The following is a 21,417-nucleotide window of genomic DNA, read 5'->3' on the forward strand; positions in this document are numbered from 1 at the left end:
CGTCAGCTTTTATCTCGCGGGTCCGGCTCGAACATCGCCTCTCCGACCTCATCGATATAGCGCTTGGCCTTGGTGACCATCATTTCGTCGCAGGCCTGGCGCGACGGCAGCATGTCCGAGCGCTCGAAGCGGTGCTCACGCGCTTGGCCATCCTCAAATGTTTTGCTGATCGTACCGCTCACCCGGTACTGCCCGCTCTGGGCGTCCGGTGTGGAGACGATCGCGAAGTCGCAATAGATTACCGGTTCGGAAGCCCGGGATGTGGCAGCGGGCTTCTCGCTCCCGCCCATCAGGGCCGATAGTAGTTTCTTGAACATGACGCTCTCCAAAATCGATTGACCGACAACATCTTGATATGAAAACGGCCAGTCAGACTGGCCGTTTTTATTCACATCAAGCGTGCATCACGGGGCGGCTCAGCTCTGCTTGCGGCCCTTGCCGGCGGCGATGCGCAGGCGTAGCGCGTTGAGCTTGATAAAGCCCTCGGCGTCTTTTTGGTCGTAAGCGCCGGCATCGTCTTCGAACGTGGCGATCGACTCATCGAACAGCGACTGCTCGGACTTACGACCCACCACGGTGGCGTTGCCTTTATAGAGCTTCATGCGCACGACGCCAGACACGTTGCCCTGGGTTTCGTCGATGGCGGCCTGCAGCATGCGCCGCTCCGGGCTCCACCAGTAGCCGTTGTAGATCACTTCGGCGTACTTCGGCATCAGCTGGTCTTTCAGGTGCGCCTCTTCGCGATCCAGCGTCAGCGACTCGATGGCGCGGTGGGCGCGCAGCATGATGGTGCCACCAGGCGTTTCGTAGCAGCCACGTGACTTCATACCGACGTAGCGGTTCTCGACGATGTCCAGACGACCGATGCCGTTATCGCCGCCGAGCTTGTTGAGCTTCTCGAGCACTTCGTGGGGCTTGAGGGCTTCTCCGTCGATCGCGACGATATCGCCCTTCTCGAAGGTGAGCTCAATATAGGTCGGGGTCTCGGGCGCCTCTTCCGGCGAGACGCTCCAGCGCCACATGTCTTCTTCGGCTTCCGCCCAGGGGTCTTCCAGAATGCCGCCCTCGTAGGAGATGTGTAGCAGGTTGGCGTCCATGGAGTACGGCGATTTCTTCTTCTTGTTGGAGAAGTCGACCGGGATGTTGTGCTCTTCACAATAAGCCATCAGCTTTTCGCGCGAAGTAAGGTTCCACTCGCGCCAGGGCGCGATGACCTTGACGCCGGGCTTCAGGGCGTAGCCGCCGAGCTCGAAGCGTACCTGGTCGTTGCCCTTGCCGGTCGCGCCGTGGGAGATCGCATCGGCACCGGTTTCGTTGGCGATCTCGATGAGGCGCTTGGCGATCAACGGGCGGGCAATGGAGGTGCCCAGCAGGTACTCGCCTTCGTAGATGGTGTTAGCGCGGAACATCGGGTAGACGTAGTCGCGAACGAACTCTTCGCGCAGATCCTCGATGTAGATTTCCTTGACGCCGAGGGCCTGCGCCTTGGCGCGCGCCGGCTCGACTTCCTCACCCTGGCCGATGTCGGCTGTGAAGGTCACGACCTCACAGTTATAGGTCTCTTGCAACCATTTGACGATTACGGATGTGTCCAGGCCGCCTGAATACGCCAGCACAACCTTTTTGACATCGGACATTCTTGACTCCTTGGGGTTAGCAAAGCCCGTTTTAACGTCGGACTTTATCGAATGAGTTAAACCAAGAGTATAGCGCTCTCAATGGGCCGGGAACACCGTCAACGACGCCGCCAGGGTAAAGCTGCTAGAATCAGGGCACTGTTAGCGAACGCCTTCGCTATCCCCGACCGACGACTTCTTTACCGACTACTCGCTTTTAAGGAGAGCTGCATGAGCGAGGCAATAGCCCGCGACCTGATGGCCCAGCGTTTTCGCAGTTATCTACCGGTCGTCATCGATTTGGAAACGGGCGGCTTCAACGCCCAGCGCGACGCGCTGCTTGAAATCGCCGCGGTGACGCTGACGATGGACTCCGACGGCAACCTGCTACCCGATGATACCTACTCGTATCACATTCAGCCTTTTGAGGGCGCCAACGTCGAGCAGTCCGCGCTCGATTTTACTGGCATCAACCTGGACGACCCGCTCAGAAAACAGGTCGCGCTCTCCGAGGCCGACGCACTCGGCGAAATTTTCAAGCCGATCCGCAAATCGGTCAAGGCGCACAACTGCTCTCGCGCCATTCTGGTCGGCCACAACGCCGCCTTCGACCACGGCTTTTTGAACGCCGCCTCCGCTCGCTGCAATGTCAAAAGAAGCCCCTTTCACCCTTTTTCGAGCTTCGATACCGCAACGCTTGCGGGCTTCGTTTACGGGCAGACGGTGCTGGCCCGCGCCTGCCGCGCCGCGGGCATCGAGTTCGACAACAAGGCCGCGCACTCGGCGCGCTACGATACCGAACGCACCGCCGAGCTCTTTTGCACCATGGTCAACCGCTACAAGGATTTGGGTGGCTGGCGGCTGGCTCAGCAGGAGCAGGACCTGGATACAGCGGAGTAAGCACTCGCCCAACCATACTTGGGCCTGATGCAGTCCCGAGCGCTTTACGCTAAAATCCCGCCGTTTACGATGCGATTGGCCGGGCTCAAACGACCGGCCACGCTCTCTTTTGATCAGGAGTTAAAAGGTTTCCATGGCTCAGCACAACGCCTTCTACGCCCAGTCCGGTGGCGTCACCGCCGTCATCAACGCAAGCGCCTGCGGCGTGATCGAAGCCTGCCGCCAGGCGCCCGACCAGATTGGCAAGGTGTACGCCGGTCATAACGGCATCATCGGCGCGCTGACCGAAGATCTGATCGACGTGACTCAGGAGAGCGACGACGCCATCGCCGCACTGCGCCACACGCCCGGCGGCGCGTTTGGCTCGTGTCGCTACAAACTCAAGGATATCGAGACTCACCGTGCCCAGTACGAGCGCCTGATCGAAGTATTCAAGGCCCATGATATCCGTTACTTCTTCTACAACGGCGGCGGCGACAGCGCCGACACCTGCCTGAAAGTCTCCCAGCTTTCGGAAAAGCTTGGCTACCCGCTCACCGCTATCCACGTGCCTAAAACCGTGGACAACGACCTGCCGATCACTGACAACAGCCCGGGCTTTGGTAGCGTGGCCAAGTACATTGCCACCTCCACCCGAGAGGCCTCCCTGGATATCGCCTCCATGTGCGCTACCTCGACCAAGGTGTTCGTACTGGAAGTAATGGGCCGCCACGCCGGCTGGATCGCCGCCTCCGGAGGGCTGGCCGGTGAAGGTGAAGGCGAGCCGCCGCACCTGGTGATCTTTCCGGAGATCGCCTTCGATCGCAAGGCCGTCATGGCACGCGTCGATGAGAGCGTCAAGAAGTACGGCTACTGCGTTATCGTGGTGTCGGAAGGCGCGCGCTACGAAGACGGTACTTTCCTGGCGGACGCCGGCAACACCGACGCCTTCGGCCACCGCCAGCTCGGCGGCGTGGCGCCCACGCTTGCCGGCATGGTGAAGCAGGATCTGGGCTACAAGTACCACTGGGCGGTCGCGGATTATCTGCAGCGCGCCGCGCGTCACCTGGCCTCCAAAACCGACGTCGAGCAAGCCTACGCCGTGGGCCGCGAGGCCGTAAGCCTGGCGCTGGCGGGCAAAAACTCGATGATGCCGGCGATTCGCCGTATCTCGCAAACGCCTTATCAGTGGGACGTAATCTCGGCGCCGCTGTCGCAGATCGCCAACCAGGAGAAGTTCATGCCACGGGACTTCATCTCGGACAACGGCTTCGCCATCACCCAGGCCTGCCGCGACTACCTCTCGCCGCTGATCCAGGGCGAGGACTTCCCGCCGTTCGAGAACGGCCTGCCGAAGGTCGCCAAATTGAAGCTTGCAAAGGTCGAGCAAAAGCTGCCTACCTTTACCCTTTGAGCGCGATCGACTTGCGCCGGTGACGGCCGATAAAAAAGCGGGGCGATGATTACATCGCCCCGCTTTTTTGTGCTCGCCAAACGCTAGCGTAAAAGCCAGGAGAGCACGAGCAGCAGCAGCAGGATACCTGCCACGCCCTGCCAAAAACGCCGGGGCTCGCTTCGTATTTCGACATGGGGCACACGGCCAAGCGGTACGCGAAGCGCGTACAGAAGTTCCGACATTTTGCGAAAGCGAAGTGCCCGCTGCGGGTCCAACGCCCGGCGCAACGCATCGTCCAGCGCCGAGGTAATCTCGGGGTTGGCGCTGCGCGCGCTTTTGTAGGTAAGCGACTCGAGATCGGTGTGGCTTCTAAGCCGGTCCGGCGTCAGCGTATAGGGGAGCGCGCCGGTCAAAAGCCAGTAAACGGTGGACGCCAGCGAATACTGATCGCTTCGCCTTCCAACGCTGTCACCAAGCGCGTACTCGGGGGCGGTGTGCTCGGTGAACCCCACCTGGCGCAACAGCTCGCCGGAGTTACGGTGGCCTTCCATATCGCGCATGTGGCAGGCGCTAAAGTCCGCCAGCACTACCTTGCCGTGGATATCGATCAGCACGTTGTCCGGCGAAATTTGCTGATGAATGATGTCGCGATGGTGTAGCGCCTGCACCGCCTTACCGAGCTGATTGGCGATATCCAGGCGCTGTTTCAGGCTCGCCTGGGGGTGGCGGTCCGCCCACTCTCTGAGCGTTTCGCTTTCGACAAACGCCATCAGGTAGTAAAGGTAGCGTCTGGGCCTTGATGGCTCGATCACCCGTACCACGAAGGGCGAGTTGACCCGCTCCACGACCCACTGCTGAAGCAGAAAATGCTCAAGGTAGGCGTTTCTCAGCGAAAGTTCCGGGCTTGGCGCCTTCATGACCATCTGGCGCTGAGAGTGAACGTCGCGCACCTGGTAGACGCGGGACTGGGCGTTGCGCGATAAAACCCGCTCGACTTCCAGCCCGTCCAGGCGCTGCCCCGGGGAGAGCTCCGGTGGAATCGGCAAATCGCCGTAAATCAGCGCTGGGTCGTCCTCGGTCTCTTCGGGCAGCTCGTCGATGCGCAGTATCTGAAAGCAGAACTGATCCCCGCCGTAGCCGCGCTCCTGGGCGCGCTCTCTGGCTTCGCTTGCCAACCGCTCGCAGGCGGCGTCCAGGTCACTGGCGTTTTCACGGATCAGGCGCACGTAGTCCGACGGCATGAGCGTGCCGCGAACGCCTTGCGTGGTGAAGACGAAAAAGTCGCCCTGCTTGAGTTCGACCAGGCTGTAATCGATGTCGAGGCTGCCATCCATGCCCAGCGCCCGGGAGGGGTAGCGATAGCCGCCCACGTCGGTGACGTGGTCGCGGGTAAGCTGCTCGAACTCGGCCCCACGCAGGCGAAACACCAGCGTATCGCCCATATGAAACAGATTGGCTTCACCGCCTCTGAAGATCATTGCCGACATCGAGGAGACGAAGCTGCCCTCCTTGACGTGCTGGCTCTGGCTGTAGCACCAGCTATTGAGCGCCAGCATCACCCGGGTGGCCGAGGTCTTGATATCCCAGTGCTCGGGCGTGGAGTAGTAGTCGGCCATGAAGCCGCGCACGCTCAGATCGCCGGCCTGTTTGGCCATGGTGTTGCGCGACAGCGAATCGCTGATCACCGCGCAGGCACCCTTGAGGTTGAGCAAGGGAGTGTCGGGCACGCTCACCGACATGGAGCTTCTGTGCTTTCGCCGGTCCGGGGCGACGAAGGCCTGGCCGTAGCTGATCAGTAACTGAGCGTGCCCCACTGTATTCTCCTTGGCCTAACGTGCTACATCACTAAGGTACGTCGACAAAAGGCGTCGCGTCCAATGCACCGGGCGCGTCCCCGAGCGCTCCCTCGATGTTCGCTATCATACACGCTGCGCTATGGTTGCGATGCCCCATTGATTCTCGGTATCGCCAAACGTCCCTCTTGCCTTCTCGAAGGCGGCAGCGACGTCTAATCGAGGCGTGAAATTTGGTGTTCGAGCGTCGTTGAATTGGTAATCAGCGGCGCTTGTTCGTATAATTCGTCACAATTACGCAAGACATCAATCGCTTAAACCATCAACTAAACCACCGCTTGAATCACGCACGTCAAAAGCCAAGGATTGAAAATGAACTTCGACCACATTCCCGCTGGAAAGGATCTGCCCAACGATATTTACGTGGCAATCGAAATTCCGGCTAACCACGCGCCGATCAAGTACGAAATCGACAAGGATATGGGCGCGCTGCTGGTTGACCGCTTCATGGCAACGCCGATGTTTTACCCGGCCAACTACGGCTTCATTCCGCACACTTTGGCTGACGACGGCGACCCGCTGGACGCGCTGGTCGTCACACCGCATCCGGTCGCGCCCGGCAGCATCATTCGCGCTCGCCCCGTCGGCATCCTGAACATGACCGACGAAGCCGGCGAAGACGCCAAGCTCGTCTGCGTGCCGCATCCCAAACTGAGCACGCTTTACGACGACGTGCAGGAAGTCACTGACCTGCCGGAACTGCTTCGCCAGCAGATTGCCCACTTTTTCGAAAACTACAAGGATCTCGAAAAAGGCAAATGGGTCAAGGTCGAGTCCTGGGAAGGGGTCGAGGCCGCGCGCAAGGCGATCGAAAAATCCGTGTCGGCCTACGAGAAAGCGTAACCCCTCGTTGGTCCACCGTGAAAGAAGCCGCCTTCGGGCGGCTTCTTTCGTTGAAGTGCCAGCGTCTATCGGCGCGTCACGTCACCGCAGTCGCTACGCTCACCGTCTCCGGTCTGCTATTTTGGCCAGGTACGTTTTCAGGAAGCCGCCGTGTTATCGATCAAACGCTTACTTTGTCTTCTTTTGCTGATAGCCCCGCTGGGTGCTCAGGCGCAGTTTTTTTCCAGCAGCGGCCAGTCCGACTTTCTCCCGGTACTCGAGGCATTCGAAAGCCAGGCCTGGCACGACGGCGAGCGGGTTTACGTCGGCGTCGACATCGCCGATGGCTACTATCTTTACCGCCATCAGCTTGACCTTGAAGGCAACGGCCTCGAATCGCTCCAGATTCCCCAGGGCGAAGCGCACACCGATGAGTTTATGGGCGAAGCCCAGGTGTTCCGGCATCAGTTAGTGTTCCAGGCGCCGCTGGTCGAGGCGCATGACGGGCCGATGTCGCTCGAGTTTCGCTTTCAGGGCTGCGCCGATGCGGGGCTTTGTTATCCGCCGGAGCAGATCACGCTCGAGGCGGCGCAAACCACCGCGCCCCCCGCCTTTGCCGATGCCCTCGCCGAAAGCGACACCGCCGCCCCCATCGATACACCGGTGGATTTTGGCGCAGTGCAAAGCGAGGACGGGCACTTTAGCGCGCTGATCAGCGAGGCGAGCCTGCCGCTGGCGCTCGGTCTTTTCCTTTTGGCCGGTATCGGTCTGACCTTCACGCCCTGCGTGCTGCCGATGCTGCCGATCCTCTCGTCGATCATCGTCGGCCAGAATCCGAGCCGGCCGCGCGCCTTTATGCTTTCGCTGAGCTATGTGCTGGGCATGGCGATGACCTACGCGCTCGTGGGCGTACTGATGGGGCTTTTCGGCGCTGGCCTCAATTTGCAGGCAAGGCTTCAGTCGCCGCCGGTGCTGATCGGCTTTGCTGCTCTTTTCTCTCTATTCGCGGTCGCCATGCTGGGCGCGTTCAACCTGAGCCTTTCGCCCAAACTCGCCCACCGGGTCGAGCGCTGGCAGTCGCGTGCGCAGCAAAGCGGGCCGATGGGGCTTGCGCTTGCCGGGGCGCTGTCGGTACTGGTGGTATCGCCGTGCGTGACCGCGCCGCTGGCCGGGGCGCTGGTGTTCATCTCGAGTACCGGTGACGCGTTGATGGGCGCAGCGGTGCTGTTTACCCTCGGGCTTGGCATGGGGCTTCCGCTACTGCTGGTCGGTACCTTCGGCACGACGCTTCTGCCGCGCTCCGGCGCCTGGATGAACGGGGTCAAGACCGCGTTTGGGCTATTGCTGTTTGGGGTGGCCATCTGGATGGTCGAGCGTTTGATCGCCCCACCGCTGGCGCTGCTGCTCTGGGCGGCGCTGGCCATTTCCACCGCCCTGACGCTTGGGGCGCTTGCGCGCGCCGCCGACGGCTGGGCGCGGGCGCGCCAAACCCTGGGGCTGATGCTGCTGGTGTGGGGTGGCGCGCTGGTGCTGGGCGCCGCCGCCGGCGGCGGTGACCCGCTGCGCCCGCTGGATCACGCTGCTTCATCGTTCTCGCCTGGCCAAAGCCTTGAGGCGCGCGCCTTCGAGAGCGTCGAGGGACTCGACGGACTCAACGAAGCACTCGCACGAAGCGACGAACGACTCGCGTTCGTTCACTTCACCGCCGACTGGTGTATCTCCTGCAAGCTGATGGAGCGCGATGTCTACCCCGACCCACGCGTGATCGACGCCCTCAAGGACATGGCGCTGATCGAGGTCGACGTTACGCAGACGACGCCCAACACTCGCGCTGCTTTAGAGGCCTTCGATCTGTTCGGCCCCCCGAGCCTGCTGTTTTTCGACGGTGGCCGCGAAATTCGCCAGGCGCGTATTCAAGGCGAAGTCGATGCAAAAGCGCTTGCCGAGCACCTTTCTTCACTCAAACGCGCTTTAGACACGAGACCGAGCGCCTGATGCAAACCGTCGTACTCCTGACGCCCTCGTTTTCAAGCAGTACTGACCCCTGGCGCCGCAGCGGCCGCCCCCATCGAGAGCCGTACGCTGGACAACGCCGGCGTTTTTCGGCAAACTCCGCTCCCAATGGCGTTAGCGGCGGTTTTCAGGCATAAAGGCCTGTAACGTTCGTTAACGTGTCGCCTTTCGTTCGTTTTATCGTTTGGTTTACTGCGCCCTTCGGCGTGCCCCTTGAAGGTGCGCCAAGGCACATTTATTCACTGTTCAACACTACCGGGGCCCAGCAATGGATATTCGCAAGGTTAAAAAACTGATCGAACTGCTCGAAGAGTCCAACATCAGCGAGATCGAGATTCAGGAAGGGGAAGAGTCGGTACGCATTAGCCGCCACCCGGACGGCTCGACCTGGCAGCCCCAGCCAATGCCGCAGTACGGCTACCCGAGTCACGCCCAGCCCGCACCGGCCCCCGCCGCGCCCGCTTCCGGCGGTGACGCGAGCGCAGAAGCGCCGGCCAAAAGCTATCGTGGCGAAGCGGTCAACTCGCCCATGGTCGGCACGTTCTACAGAAGCCCGGCGCCGGGTGCGAAGTCCTTCGTCGAAGTGGGCGATACCGTCAAACAGGGCGATACGGTGTGCATCGTCGAGGCGATGAAAATGATGAACCAGATCGAAGCCGATCGCGACGGCGTGGTAGAGGCCATCCTGGTGGAAGACGGCGAGCCGGTGGAATTCGACCAGCCCATGGTCGTCATCGCTTAACTCTTTCATTTCAATACGGGTGGATTCTCCCATGCTGGACAAGGTACTTATCGCGAATCGCGGCGAGATTGCCCTGCGCATACTTCGCGCCTGTAAAGAACTCGGAATCAAGACCGTGGCGGTGCACTCCAAGGCCGACCGGGATCTGATGCACGTGCGTCTGGCCGACGAAGCGGTCTGCATTGGGCCGGCGCCGTCGGCGCAGTCCTACCTCAACATTCCGGCGCTGATCAGCGCCGCCGAGGTCACCGACTCGAGCGCCATACACCCCGGCTACGGCTTTTTGTCCGAAAACGCCAACTTCGCCGAGCAGGTCGAGCGCTCCGGTTTCACCTTCATCGGCCCGCGCGCCGAGACCATCCGCCTGATGGGTGACAAGGTCAGCGCCATCGAGTCGATGAAGGCGGCGGGCGTGCCGACTGTGCCCGGCTCCGACGGCCCACTGGGCGACGACGATGCCGCCAATCTGGCGACCGCCAAGCGCATCGGCTACCCGGTGATCATCAAGGCCGCCGCTGGCGGCGGCGGTCGCGGTATGCGCGTGGTGCACACCGAAGGGCACCTGCTCTCGGCGATCACCGTGACGCGCACCGAAGCCAGCGCCGCGTTCGGCGACGGCACGGTGTACATGGAGAAGTTCCTCGAGCGTCCGCGCCACGTGGAAGTCCAGGTACTGGCCGACGGTCAGGGCAACGCCATTCATCTCTATGATCGCGACTGCTCGCTTCAGCGCCGCCACCAGAAGGTACTGGAAGAGGCCCCGGCACCGGGCATCGACCCCGAGGCGCGCGCCAAGGTGCTGCAAGCGTGTCGTGACGCCTGCATCGAGATCGGCTACCGCGGCGCCGGCACTTTCGAGTTTCTCTACGAAGACGGCGAGTTCTTCTTTATCGAGATGAACACTCGCGTGCAGGTCGAACACCCGGTCACCGAAATGGTCACCGGTGTCGATATCGTCAAGGAGCAGCTGCTGATCGCCTCGGGCTTGCCGCTGTCGATTACCCAGGATGACGTGCAGATCAACGGCCACGCCTTCGAGTGTCGGATCAACGCCGAGGATGCGCGCACGTTCATGCCCTCGCCTGGCAAGGTCACGCTGTTCCACGCCCCGGGGGGTCTGGGCGTGCGCATGGACTCGCACATGTACACCGGCTACAGCGTACCGCCCCACTATGACTCGCTGATCGGCAAGCTGATCACCTGGGGCGCAAGCCGTGATACGGCGCTGACGCGCATGCGTAATGCGTTGGACGAGCTGCTGGTGGAAGGCATCAAGACCAATATCGACCTGCAAAAAGACCTGGTGCGCGATAGCTACTTCCGCCAGGGCGGCGTCAATATTCACTATCTCGAGAAAAAGCTCAGCAGCTAATCCCTGCGCGTGCTTGACACGGGGTGGCCTGGCCACCCCGTTATCGTTTATCCCGATCCCATTTCGACCCCATTTTCGGAGAGTGCCATGCCCTGGCTACAGCTTCGCGCCCACGTTGCCCCGGAGCAGGCAGAACTGCTCGAAGAGCTTTTGCTGGAAGAAGGCGCCACGGCCATTGGCCTTCAGGACGCCGAGGACGATCCGGTGTTCGAACCCGACCGCGGCACCACCCCGCTGTGGCAGGAAACCATTCTGACCGGCCTTTACGACGATCTCGAAGGGGTCGATGCGATGCTTGGTCGTATCGAAGCGGCTTGGGCGGAACAGATGCCTGGCGAGGCGTGCCCCGCCATCGAATACGAGCTCTTGGCCGATCGTGACTGGGAGCGCGAGTGGATGGACGACTTCTCGCCGCTCAAAATGGGCGAGCGGCTCTGGATCGTGCCGAGCTGGCACGAGCCGCCTGAGCCCCACGCGGTCAACCTGATTCTCGACCCGGGCCTGGCCTTCGGCACCGGTACTCACGCCACCACCGCGCTGTGTCTCGAGTGGCTCGATGGCCTGGCCGTCGAGGGGCAACTCGATGACAAGACCGTGCTCGACGTTGGCTGCGGCTCGGGAATTCTCGCCATCGCCGCGCTCAAGCTGGGCGCGGCCCGCGCCGATGGCACCGATATCGACCCCCAGGCGCTTCAGGCCAGCCGCGAAAACGCCGAACGCAACGCCATTGCCGAGGAAAGGCTCTCGCTTTACTACCCGGAGCAGCTCGAAGGTGAAGGCTACCCCGTGGTGACCGCCAATATCCTGGCCGGCCCCCTGGTCGAGCTCGCGCCCACCATCGCAGGTTACGTGGCGCCCGGTGGGCGTATCGCCCTCTCCGGCATTCTGGCCAACCAGGCCGATGACGTGGTGAAAGCCTACGAGGCCGAAGGCATCGTGATCGACGAGCCGGCCCTCAGGGAAGGCTGGGTGCGGCTGACCGGCAAGCGCCCGGGTTAATTGCCGCATGGCCTTCACGCTCGCGGCGCTGCGGCGTATCATACGCCCCTTTAATGCGCCTACCGCTTGCTCGATACCAACACCATGACGCGACCTTCTTCAACGCTTTTGACCATCGGCGACTACCAGCTGCAAAGCCCGGTCATGCTGGCGCCAATGGCTGGCGTGACCGACCGCCCGTTTCGCAGGCTCTGCCGGCGCCTTGGCGCGGGCTGGGTCGTGGGCGAGATGGTCACCGCCGACCCCTCGCTTTGGAACACCCGTAAATCGCGCCTGCGCATGGATCATCAGGGCGAGCCCTCACCTCGCGTGGTGCAGATCGCTGGCGGTGACGCCGCGATGCTCGCCAATGCTGCCAGGCTCAATGCCGAGCTCGGCGCCCAGGTGATCGATATCAATATGGGGTGTCCGGCCAAAAAAGTGTGCAACAAGGCGGCAGGCTCGGCACTGATGCGTGATGAGGCGCTGGTCGCCGAGATTCTCGAGGCCGTAGTCGGCGCGGTGGACATTCCGGTGACGCTCAAGATTCGCACCGGCTGGTGTGCCGACTCCAACAACGCGCTGGCCGTTGCCCGGCTTGCCGAATCCAGCGGCATTCAGGCGCTGGCGATCCATGGCCGTCACCGCGAACAGCGCTATACTGGATTGGCCGAGTACGACACCATCGCCGAGGTCAAATCAAGGCTGTCGATTCCCGTGATCGCCAACGGGGATATCACCTCGCCAGAGAAGGCAGCGTTCGTTTTGCGCCACACCGGCGCCGACGCGCTGATGGTCGGTCGCGCCGCACAGGGTAACCCGTGGATTTTCGAGCAGATCAATCACTACCTGGCGTACGGCGAACGGCTCGAGACGCCGCCGCTTGCCACCCGGCGCGACGTACTCGATGAGCATGTAAAGGCCCTGCACGCCTTCTATGGCGATACCATGGGCGTTCGCATCGCGCGCAAACACCTTGGCTGGTACCTCGATGAGGATACGCGCTTTGATAGCGCCCAACGCAAGACCCTAAAACAACAATTCAACGCGCTCGGTACGCCACAGGCCCAGTTCGAATGGATCGACAAAGCAATGACACCAGACGCCGCGGCGCACCTGCTCGCCAAAGGAAGCCATGCTGCATGAACGAACGTTTCTTGATGAACAGCGAATTGACCCCGCTTGGCCATCCGCCTTCAGGGGCGCAGGAGCCACCTCAGCCGCTCAGAGAAGCCGTAGAGAGCGCGATGCGCCGTTACTTCGAGCATCTCGATGGCAGTCAGGCAACTGATCTGTACGCCATGGTGATGGCCGAAGTAGAGGCGCCGCTTCTGGCCTGCGTGATGGATCACACCGACGGCAACCAGACTCGCGCCGCCGACGTGCTGGGCCTTAACCGCGGTACGCTGCGCAAAAAACTCAAGCAGTACGGTCTTATTGAAAGTGACGCCCCTTGAGTGGGGCGTCGTCGTTTTTAATCCCTGACTCTTTTTATCCCTAACTTCCATGAGCACCCCAATGGCAGATAGCACCCCCACCCCCGTTCGCCGCGCCCTTCTCAGCGTCTCCGATAAAACCGGCATCGTCGACTTCGCCAAAGGGCTGGTCGAGCAAGGCGTCGCCCTGCTCTCCACCGGTGGCACCTTCCGCCTCTTGCAGGAAAACGGCGTCGAGGTTCAGGAAGTGTCCGAGCATACCGGCTTTCCCGAAATCATGGACGGCCGCGTCAAGACCCTGCACCCGAAAATTCACGGCGGCATTCTGGCCCGCCGCGGCCAGGACGATGCGGTAATGGCCGAAAACGACATCGACCCGATCGACATGGTGGTGGTGAATCTTTACCCCTTCGCCGCGACCGTCGCCCGCGACGACTGCACCCTGATGGACGCCATCGAGAATATCGACATCGGCGGGCCGACGATGGTGCGTGCCTGCGCCAAGAACCACGCCTACACCACCATCGTCGTCAACGCCGACGACTACGCCCGCGTACTCGGTGAAATGGCCGTCCAAAACGGCGCGGTAAGCGACGCCACTCGCTTCGACCTGGCGGTCAAGGCCTTCGAGCATACCGCCAGCTACGATGGCGCCATTGCCAACTACCTGGGTCGCAAGGTCAGCGACAGCGACGCCGCGTTCGCCCGCACCTTCAATCTGCAGCTCGAAAAGAAACAGGACATGCGCTACGGCGAGAACCCGCATCAGCAGGCGGCGTTCTACATCGACCCCGATGCCAGCGAGCCGAGCGTGGCCACCGCCGTGATTCGCCAGGGCAAGCCGCTCTCCTACAACAACGTGGCGGATACCGACGCGGCCTTCGAGGCGGTCAAGGCGTTCGATGAAACCGCGTGCGTGATCGTCAAACATGCCAACCCCTGCGGAGTAGCCACCGGCGCCACGGCGCTCGAGGCCTACGACAAGGCGTTCGCCACGGACCCGACCAGTGCCTTTGGCGGCATCATCGCCTTCAACGTGGCGCTCGATGCCGACACCGCAAGGGCGATCGTCGATCGCCAGTTCGTCGAGGTGATCATCGCCCCCGGCATCAGCGATGAAGCGGCCGAGATCGTCGCGGCGAAAAAGAACGTACGCCTTCTGGAAGTCGCGCCGCTGACTGGAGCACACCCGGGCGCAGCGTTGGACTACAAGCGTGTCAACGGCGGTCTGCTGGTACAGGAGCTCGACCAGGGCAGCGTCACCCGCGACGAGCTGACCGTGGTGAGCAAGCGTGCCCCCACCGAGCAGGAGCTGAGTGACTTGCTCTTCGCCTGGCGCGTGGCGAAGTTCGTCAAATCCAACGCCATCGTCTATGCCAAAAATGGCCAGACCATCGGCGTGGGCGCGGGCCAGATGAGCCGCGTTTATTCGGCCAAAATTGCCGGTATCAAGGCCGAAGATGAAGGCCTTACGGTGCCCGGCTCGGTCATGGCGTCTGATGCCTTCTTTCCCTTCCGCGACGGCATCGATGCCGCGGCGAAGGCCGGTATCACCGCGGTGATCCAGCCCGGCGGCTCCATGCGCGACCAGGAGGTGATCGACGCCGCCGATGAGGCCGATATCGCCATGGTCTTTACCGGCATGCGCCACTTCCGCCACTAACGTGGCGCTGAGCCAAGCGACATCGCCGCGCGCGATACCGCTAAATCAAAAAGCCCGGGCGAATGCCCGGGCTTTTTTCATCGAGAAAGCAGTATCGAACGTCAGCTTCCCAGATCGATACACAGATACTTGGTCTCCAGGTACTCCTCCAGGCCCTGATGACCGCCCTCTCGACCCAAACCCGACGCCTTCACGCCGCCAAACGGTGCCGCCGCGTTGGAGATCAAACCGGTGTTGATACCGACCATGCCGTACTCCAGCGCCTCGGCGACCCGCCAAACGCGCGCCAGATCCTTCGAATAGAAGTAGGAGGCAAGTCCGTACTGGGTATCGTTGGCCATTTCGATGGCGGTCTCTTCGTCATCGAAAGGAAAGACCGCCGCCAGGGGGCCGAACGTCTCTTCACGGGCCACTTTCATCGAGTCGTTAGCGAAGCTGATCAGCGTTGGGGTGAAGAAATTACCCCCGAGCGGATGCGGCTGACCGCCGAGCAGCAGCTCGCCGCCCTTGTCCACCGCGTCCTGAACGTGCTCGCTCACCTTCTTGACCGCGTTATCGTCGATCAGCGGGCCGATGTTGATGTCGGGTTTTGTGCCATCACCGACGTGCAGTTCGCTGTTCATCGCCGCCGCGAGCTTTTCACAGAAGGCGTTGATGACGCTGGACTGCACCAGAAAACGGTTGGTACAGACGCAGGTTTGGCCGGCGTTGCGAAACTTGGCCGCCATGGCGCCTTCGACGGCGGCGTCCAGGTCCGCATCCTCGAACACGATGAACGGCGCATTACCACCCAGCTCCAGCGAAATTTTCTGGATGTGTTGAGAGGCCTTGGCCATCAGGTCGCGGCCCACCTCAGTGGAGCCGGTGAAAGTGATCTTGCGAACCTTGGGGGACTCGGTCAGCGCTGCGGCGATCTCGCTGGCGCTCCCCGGCACCACGTTGAACACGCCGCGGGGAATGCCCGCACGCTCGGCCAAAAGCGCAAGTGCGGTGGCGGAAAACGGCGTTTGGCTGGCGGGCTTGACCACCATGGTACAGCCAGCGGCCAGCGCCGCGCCCGCTTTGCGGGTAATCATGGCGGCCGGGAAATTCCAGGGAGTGATGGCGCCGACCACGCCGACCGGCTGTTTGGTCACCACGATGCGCTGGTTGGCGCTCGTGGCCGGAATGGTTTCGCCGTAGATGCGCCTTGCCTCTTCGGCAAACCAGCGAATGAAGCTCGCCGCGTAAGCGATCTCGCCTTCGGCTTCCTTGACCGGCTTGCCCTGCTCATGGGTCATCAAAACGGCCAGGTCGTGCTGATGCTCCATGATCAGATCGAACCATTTGAACAGCAGATCCGAACGCTCCTGGGCGGTCATCGCCCGCCAGGCGGGGAGCGCGCGATCGGCGGCGTCGATCGCACGCTCGGTTTCCGCCCGGCCCAGACGCGGCATGTCTCCCATGCTCTCGCCGGTCGCCGGATTGATGACGTTGATCTGCTCGCCGCTGTCCGCGGCGACCCAGCTGCCGTCGATATAGGCAAAGGGGCAGTACAGTTCGGTTTCCTTGAGCGCTTCCATGACATACTCCTGACCGAAAGGTGGTCGCTATTGGCCAAACTCTCTATCGAGCTAAACATGTCATGCTAGGACGAATCGATGCGTTTGACCAAATGTTTACCCGCCCCATCGCACATTTTCGTAAGGCCAAGCCGACTCAGTTAACCAAAGTCAAAAACTCCTGGCGCGTGGCCTGACTGCTTCTAAAGCGCCCGAGCATGACCGAGGTGGTCATACTGGAGTTCTGCTTTTCGACCCCGCGCATCATCATGCACAGATGGCGCGCCTCGATCACCACGCCCACGCCCTTGGCACCGGTCACTTCCTGCACCGTTTCGGCGATCTCGCGGGTCAGGTTCTCCTGGATCTGCATGCGCCGGGCGTACATGTCGACGATACGCGCGAACTTGGAGAGCCCGAGCACCTTGCCATCCGGCAGGTAAGCAATGTGGCACTTGCCGATGAACGGCAAAAGGTGATGCTCGCACATCGAGTAGAGCTCGATGTCTTTCACCAGCACCATTTCGTCGGTCTGCGACTCGAATACGGCGTTGTTGATGATTTCGTCCAATGACGTTTTATAACCCGCATTGAGAAACTGCATCGCCTTGGCGGCACGGGTCGGGGTATCGCGCAGTCCTTCCCGGTCGGGGTCCTCGCCGAGCGCGGTAATAATGTCGCGATAGTTCTTTGCAATGTCATCGGTCATGATGAGCCTCGTTCAACCTGGCTTTCGGACAGCAGTGAATAGATAAGCAGTATGCTGGGCGCATTTTACCCTACCCGGCGCGGGGAAGGCAGAGTCAAGCCGTTCAAAAAGCGTGACGAAACATCTACATCCCGACATCGAGCGGTAAAACGTCAAGCCAGCCAGCGCGGCTGCTCGAGCTGCAACAGCTGCTGTTCGAGCTGGCGAATGTGCTGATCCCAGTAGCCGTTATCGCCCACCCAGGGAAAGGCGCGGGGAAAGGCCGGATCGCTCCAGCGCGACACGAGCCAGGCGGTGTAGCGAATCAGCCGGTAGGCGCGCAGCGGCTCGATGAGCGTTAACTGCTCGCTCGGAAAGGGCCGGCTCTGCTCGTAGCCTTCGACGACCTCGCTTAGCCTCGCCTGCCACCCCTGCTCGTCCTCGGGCAGAAGCATCCAGACGTCCTGAATCGCCGGCGCCATCATGGCGTCGTCGAAATCCACCAGCGTAAAGTGCTCATCGCGGCCAAGTACGTTGCCAAGATGGCAGTCGCCGTGGATGCGAATCAAGGGAGTGCTGGCCCAGTCGCAGCGCGCAAGCGCGGTCAGGGTTTTATCGACCGCGCTCGAATAGGCCCGGCGCTGCTGCGCATCGAGCCGGTCGCTTGCCAGCACCCGTCCCCTTGCATCCTCAATGTCGGCGTCGACGTCGAACGTGTGGCGATGCACGAAAGCGCGCTGGGCGCCCTGCTCGTGAAGCGCCCCCAGCGCCTCACCAAGCGCAAAGAGGTGCGCCGGGTTGTCGAGCTCCGGCGCCTGCCCGGTGCACTGGCGAAACAGGGCAAAGCGAAGCCCTTGATACTCGAAAAGCGATTGGCCTTCGTCATTGCGCCAGGGGGCGCTTACCGGCACACGAGCCCGGTCGAGCTCGGTGAGAAAATCGTGCTCTTCCTGGATCGCCGCGTTTGACCAGCGCGCCGGGCGGTAAAACTTCACCACCCAGCGCGCTCGGTCGTCGTCCTGAAACATCAGCACGCGGTTTTCGTAGCTGTTGAGCGCGAAGGGCTCGACGGCCGGGTAGACACCGACGGATTCCACGGCGGACATGACGACGTCCGGGGAAAGCGCGCTAAAGTCATGGGCCGTGGCATTGGCCATCGCATCGACCATAAGAGAGTTCCTGAACAAAACCTGGATTCTATCAGCTGTTGCCCAGCGGCGTCCGCGCCGGCGCCCAAAGGTCGACCCGTTCAGCGCCCTGCTCAAGCGCCAGCCGCGCGAGTTCGTGGGCGGTCGCGCCGGTGGTGACGACATCGTCGATGATAGTGAGGTGCGCCGGCAGCGGCGCAGATAGTCGAAACGCCCCCTTCAAGTTGGCCGCCCGCTGGCGGCGGCCAAGCGTACGCTGCGAGGGCAACTGTTTGATACAGGTTGCGCCAAGCAGAGGTAGCGAGAGCCGCTGCGAAAGCTCATGGGCCAACCAGTGCGCCTGGTTGAAGCCGCGCTCACGAGCACGGCCGGGGTACATGGGCACTGGCAGCAGCGCCTGACCCAACTGCGCCGGCGGCTTTGCGAGCATCAGCTCGACCAACAGCGTACCCGCGCGGGGCGAGGCCTGAAACTTGAAGTCGCGCACCAGCGCCTTGACGGCCCCGTCGTAAAGATATTCCGCCGTGGTCACGGTAAACGCTGGCGGCGCACTCAGGCAGTGGCCGCAAAGCCGGGCGCTTGTCTGATGGTCGAAGGACGTTAACGGCTCTTTACAGCGGGGGCAGCCGGCATCGTTATGCTTTAACAGCGCAAAACACTCATCGCACCAGCCCTCGATACGCGCGTGAGACGACAGGCAAAAAGCGCAGTAGCCCGGCAGCGCCCTCTTGAGCCAGCTACCGGCGGTCAAAACCCAACGTGTCCACGCCATTTCGCCCTCCCGCGGGTAAAATACCCGCGCTAGCGTATTGACCCTGCTCGAAAAGTTGGTACCATACGCCTCGTCTTCTGCGGATGTGGTGGAATTGGTAGACACGCTAGATTTAGGTTCTAGTGCCGTAAGGTGTGGGAGTTCGAGTCTCCCCATCCGCACCAATTTGATTTTCCTCGTATTTCTCTCTTCCAGCAGTTCCTTTCGAGCCTACTGAATTAATCGATGTGACCAAGTTGTGACTCGGTTAACGCACCCTTGACGGCTTTATCGACTCTCCTTTCAAGCTATATCTTTCCGAACTATCTCTCATTGTGGCGAAAACGCGTAGTCCACCACTAGCGAGTTCATCGTGCCGCTCTCATCGTCGACCTCGGTAAGCTCGATCTTATCGGCCATGCGGATCAGGTTAAAGTTGTGCGGCATGTAGACGTAGAAGTCCGCATCGGTACCGCTTTCCAGCGTAATGGTCTCATGAGTGTTAGGCGGGCCATAAAGATCCCGGATTCTCTCTGCCTCGGCGCGCGCATATTTGCCCTTGTACGTCGCCTGCAGCTCGGTCAGCCAATCATCGTGGAAGGTGTAGAGATAGGTTGCCGGATGCACTTCTCTCGGCGCCTCGCGCGCGTGATAGCGTTTGACCGCCGGGGGCCCTTGTTCGTCCATCGCTGGATCGTGTTCGAAATCGATCAACGCTCTTACCTGCAGATGCGAAAGCCCGTTCTCGAGCCCTAGCGCACCATTCCACGCCAGAACCGAGCCGCTAACCAATATCAGGACCACAGCCAGCACCCACTTTCGTATCACGATGTCACCTCTAAATGCGTTGCTGGATCATTGAAACGGTGCGTCACGTCCGCCAAACGCTTATGGTAGCAAAGCCCCTTGAGAAAGGTCCCCTGCGCTTTCGCGAAGCGCGAGGATAAAGCCCACACACCGCTGACACGACATCGCATCACATACATCAAGGATTTTACATCGACGCTCGGATAGATTATCTACCCAGCCTCATTTGTTAAAAGGATACAGCCATGGAGTGGCTCAATAACAACGCCCAGGCCATCTCGGCGGTCACCAGTATTTGTACGCTGTTCGTCTGGCTTTTCTACGCTCAACTGCTCTACTACAACTTCTCTCGCCAGCGCCGTCCGCGCGTGATTATCAACCGGGGTAAAGGCGTTGGGCTGGATGCGCTGTGTCTGGTCAGTAATATGAGCACCGAGTCGGTCTACATTCAGCACGTCATTGCGGTTTTGCACACCGACAGCCACGACTACCATCTGGACATCGTCGAGTATCAGCAGCAAAGCGATGACGATGAGGAAGATTGCTACCGCACCCACCAGGGGCCGCTGGACTCGGGCGATCACATCCATCTTCAAAGCTTTGGCTCGATCGTCAATCAGATTCAGAACCACTGGGACGTCGACCAGCACTCTCTCGAGCAGTCGAACCTGCAGCTCGAAATCCGTGTGATCGCCATTTACGGGCCGGAAGACCTGCCCATTGGCGCCTCGCGCCGTTTCGATCTCGCCATGAACGCGGAACCCAATCGCCAGCTCGTTCCCACCAGTATCGATACCGAACGCCTGGTGAGTCGTCGCTCGCGCAAGCGCGTCGTGAAGTGGGCCAAGGACATCGAGCTTCATAAGGCCCAATAGTGTTCGCAGGCGTAACGGCGCCTGAACGTTAAAGGCGCAGCCCTCCGTCGCACTCGATGATGCGGGCGGTGAAGTAGTCGTTCTCGAACACGAACGCCACGCTTTGGGCGATGTGGGACGGCTCGCCAAGCTCCTTGAGCGGCACGCTCTTTTTGATGCGCTCGAGCATGTCCGGACGCATCGCGGCGGTCATCTCGGTGGCCACGAAGCCAGGGGCGACGGTCGCGGCGCGAATATTGTAACGGGCGAGCTCCTGGCCCCAGGTCACACTCAGCGCGTGGATCCCCGCCTTGGCTGCGGCGTAGTTGCTCTGGCCCATGTTGCCGGCTTTAGAGATGCTCGAAATATTGACGATAACGCCCGCGTGGTTCGCCTCGATCATCTGCGTGGCGGCTTCGCGCCCGCAGAGAAACGCGCCGGTCAGGTTCACGTCGATCACACGTTGCCAGGCCGAGAGCGACATGCGCTTTTCGATTTCGCCCTCCCGGGCTTTCACCAACATTGCATCGTCAGTGATCCCCGCATTATTGACGCAGCCGCTGACCGGGCCAAGCGCCTCCTTGATGGCGGCAAAACCGTCGATCACCGACGCCTCGTCTGAAACGTCGACCACGAACCCTTTCGCCTGAATGCCGCGCTCGTTCAATGATGCTACGGCCTTATCGAGCGTGTCACGATGCGTATCCAAAAGCGCGACGCTGGCGCCCTGCTCCCCCAAATGCTTGCCCATGGCCAGGCCCAACCCCCGGGCCCCGCCGGTAATCGCGATCACCTTGTTATCCACGTTCATTTGATTTTTCCCCAGTTGATCCAACGTTCAAAAGCGGCGTTGATGAG

At 61.2% G+C, this 21,417-nt stretch carries 20 protein-coding genes and 1 tRNA gene; 12 read left to right on the forward strand and 9 right to left on the reverse strand.

What is annotated here, in order from left to right:
- Positions 1 to 2: 2 nt before the first annotated feature.
- Complete coding sequence (locus tag RN347_RS08485) at positions 3 to 317, reverse strand: HlyU family transcriptional regulator (RefSeq protein ID WP_263587216.1); 315 nt, start codon at positions 315 to 317, stop codon at positions 3 to 5.
- Positions 318 to 416: 99 nt separating this feature from the next.
- Complete coding sequence (locus tag RN347_RS08490) at positions 417 to 1,637, reverse strand: argininosuccinate synthase (protein WP_263587215.1); 1,221 nt, start codon at positions 1,635 to 1,637, stop codon at positions 417 to 419.
- A gap of 210 nt (positions 1,638 to 1,847) precedes the next feature.
- Between RN347_RS08490 and rnt the strand changes: the two genes are divergently transcribed.
- Both rnt and RN347_RS08500 read left to right on the forward strand, forming a co-directional pair.
- Positions 1,848 to 2,516 carry a ribonuclease T gene (gene rnt, locus RN347_RS08495; RefSeq protein WP_263587214.1) on the forward strand — a complete coding sequence of 223 codons (669 nt, stop codon included), beginning with the start codon at positions 1,848 to 1,850 and terminating at the stop codon, positions 2,514 to 2,516.
- 133 nt (positions 2,517 to 2,649) lie between these two features.
- Complete coding sequence (locus RN347_RS08500; protein WP_263587213.1) at positions 2,650 to 3,909, forward strand: 6-phosphofructokinase; 1,260 nt, start codon at positions 2,650 to 2,652, stop codon at positions 3,907 to 3,909.
- 83 nt (positions 3,910 to 3,992) lie between these two features.
- On the opposite strand, the gene RN347_RS08505 is transcribed toward RN347_RS08500, so the two are convergent.
- Positions 3,993 to 5,705 (reverse strand): protein kinase domain-containing protein, encoded by a 1,713-nt coding sequence (locus RN347_RS08505; protein WP_311957886.1) that lies wholly within the window; start codon positions 5,703 to 5,705, stop codon positions 3,993 to 3,995.
- 351 nt (positions 5,706 to 6,056) lie between these two features.
- Here RN347_RS08505 and ppa point away from each other — a divergent pair, with 351 nt between their 5' ends.
- From ppa to purH, 8 genes are all read left to right on the forward strand, one after another.
- Positions 6,057 to 6,587 carry an inorganic diphosphatase gene (gene ppa / locus RN347_RS08510; protein ID WP_263587211.1) on the forward strand — a complete coding sequence of 177 codons (531 nt, stop codon included), beginning with the start codon at positions 6,057 to 6,059 and terminating at the stop codon, positions 6,585 to 6,587.
- 150 nt (positions 6,588 to 6,737) lie between these two features.
- Positions 6,738 to 8,561 carry a protein-disulfide reductase DsbD gene (dsbD, locus tag RN347_RS08515; protein WP_311957887.1) on the forward strand — a complete coding sequence of 608 codons (1,824 nt, stop codon included), beginning with the start codon at positions 6,738 to 6,740 and terminating at the stop codon, positions 8,559 to 8,561.
- 286 nt (positions 8,562 to 8,847) lie between these two features.
- On the forward strand, positions 8,848 to 9,321 hold the full coding sequence (gene accB / locus RN347_RS08520; RefSeq protein ID WP_263587209.1) for an acetyl-CoA carboxylase biotin carboxyl carrier protein: 474 nt from the start codon (positions 8,848 to 8,850) through the stop codon (positions 9,319 to 9,321).
- A gap of 31 nt (positions 9,322 to 9,352) precedes the next feature.
- A complete protein-coding gene (gene accC / locus RN347_RS08525; protein WP_311957888.1) occupies positions 9,353 to 10,693 on the forward strand; it encodes an acetyl-CoA carboxylase biotin carboxylase subunit in 1,341 nt (446 codons plus the stop codon).
- Between the two features lie 87 nt (positions 10,694 to 10,780).
- Complete coding sequence (gene prmA, locus RN347_RS08530) at positions 10,781 to 11,692, forward strand: 50S ribosomal protein L11 methyltransferase (protein ID WP_311957889.1); 912 nt, start codon at positions 10,781 to 10,783, stop codon at positions 11,690 to 11,692.
- A gap of 84 nt (positions 11,693 to 11,776) precedes the next feature.
- Positions 11,777 to 12,817, forward strand: a complete 1,041-nt coding sequence (gene dusB / locus RN347_RS08535) for a tRNA dihydrouridine synthase DusB (RefSeq protein ID WP_311957890.1) — start codon at positions 11,777 to 11,779, stop codon at positions 12,815 to 12,817.
- Positions 12,814 to 13,128 (forward strand): DNA-binding transcriptional regulator Fis, encoded by a 315-nt coding sequence (gene fis / locus RN347_RS08540; protein WP_263587205.1) that lies wholly within the window; start codon positions 12,814 to 12,816, stop codon positions 13,126 to 13,128. The genes dusB and fis overlap by 4 nt, the downstream gene beginning before the upstream one ends.
- A 61-nt stretch (positions 13,129 to 13,189) precedes the next feature.
- Positions 13,190 to 14,770: a bifunctional phosphoribosylaminoimidazolecarboxamide formyltransferase/IMP cyclohydrolase gene (gene purH, locus RN347_RS08545; protein WP_311957891.1), complete on the forward strand. Its 1,581-nt coding sequence runs from the start codon at positions 13,190 to 13,192 to the stop codon at positions 14,768 to 14,770.
- Between the two features lie 101 nt (positions 14,771 to 14,871).
- Here purH and RN347_RS08550 read toward each other — a convergent pair whose 3' ends face one another.
- The 4 genes from RN347_RS08550 to RN347_RS08565 form a co-directional block, all read right to left on the reverse strand.
- Positions 14,872 to 16,332: an NAD-dependent succinate-semialdehyde dehydrogenase gene (locus RN347_RS08550; protein WP_311957892.1), complete on the reverse strand. Its 1,461-nt coding sequence runs from the start codon at positions 16,330 to 16,332 to the stop codon at positions 14,872 to 14,874.
- Positions 16,333 to 16,468: 136 nt separating this feature from the next.
- On the reverse strand, positions 16,469 to 17,020 hold the full coding sequence (gene folE, locus RN347_RS08555) for a GTP cyclohydrolase I FolE (RefSeq protein WP_263587202.1): 552 nt from the start codon (positions 17,018 to 17,020) through the stop codon (positions 16,469 to 16,471).
- Between the two features lie 152 nt (positions 17,021 to 17,172).
- Entirely contained in the window at positions 17,173 to 18,168 is a 996-nt protein-coding gene (locus RN347_RS08560) for a serine/threonine protein kinase (RefSeq protein WP_311957893.1), read from the reverse strand.
- Positions 18,169 to 18,199: 31 nt separating this feature from the next.
- The gene (locus RN347_RS08565; RefSeq protein WP_311957894.1) at positions 18,200 to 18,919 is read right to left on the reverse strand and encodes a ComF family protein; all 720 of its coding nucleotides are present in this window, start codon (positions 18,917 to 18,919) and stop codon (positions 18,200 to 18,202) included.
- Positions 18,920 to 18,998: 79 nt separating this feature from the next.
- Between RN347_RS08565 and RN347_RS08570 the strand changes: the two genes are divergently transcribed.
- Positions 18,999 to 19,083 (forward strand) — tRNA-Leu (locus RN347_RS08570).
- Positions 19,084 to 19,228: 145 nt separating this feature from the next.
- Here the strand turns inward: RN347_RS08570 and RN347_RS08575 are convergent.
- On the reverse strand, positions 19,229 to 19,726 hold the full coding sequence (locus RN347_RS08575) for a hypothetical protein (RefSeq protein WP_311957895.1): 498 nt from the start codon (positions 19,724 to 19,726) through the stop codon (positions 19,229 to 19,231).
- Positions 19,727 to 19,950: 224 nt separating this feature from the next.
- Here RN347_RS08575 and RN347_RS08580 point away from each other — a divergent pair, with 224 nt between their 5' ends.
- On the forward strand, positions 19,951 to 20,580 hold the full coding sequence (locus RN347_RS08580; RefSeq protein ID WP_311957896.1) for a hypothetical protein: 630 nt from the start codon (positions 19,951 to 19,953) through the stop codon (positions 20,578 to 20,580).
- A gap of 28 nt (positions 20,581 to 20,608) precedes the next feature.
- On the opposite strand, the gene RN347_RS08585 is transcribed toward RN347_RS08580, so the two are convergent.
- Positions 20,609 to 21,370, reverse strand: coding sequence for an SDR family NAD(P)-dependent oxidoreductase (locus tag RN347_RS08585; protein WP_311957897.1), 762 nt, complete (start codon positions 21,368 to 21,370; stop codon positions 20,609 to 20,611).
- Between the last annotated feature and the right edge of the window lie 47 nt (positions 21,371 to 21,417).

This window comes from Halomonas sp. PAMB 3264 (assembly GCF_031954245.1).
GTDB lineage: Bacteria > Pseudomonadota > Gammaproteobacteria > Pseudomonadales > Halomonadaceae > Vreelandella.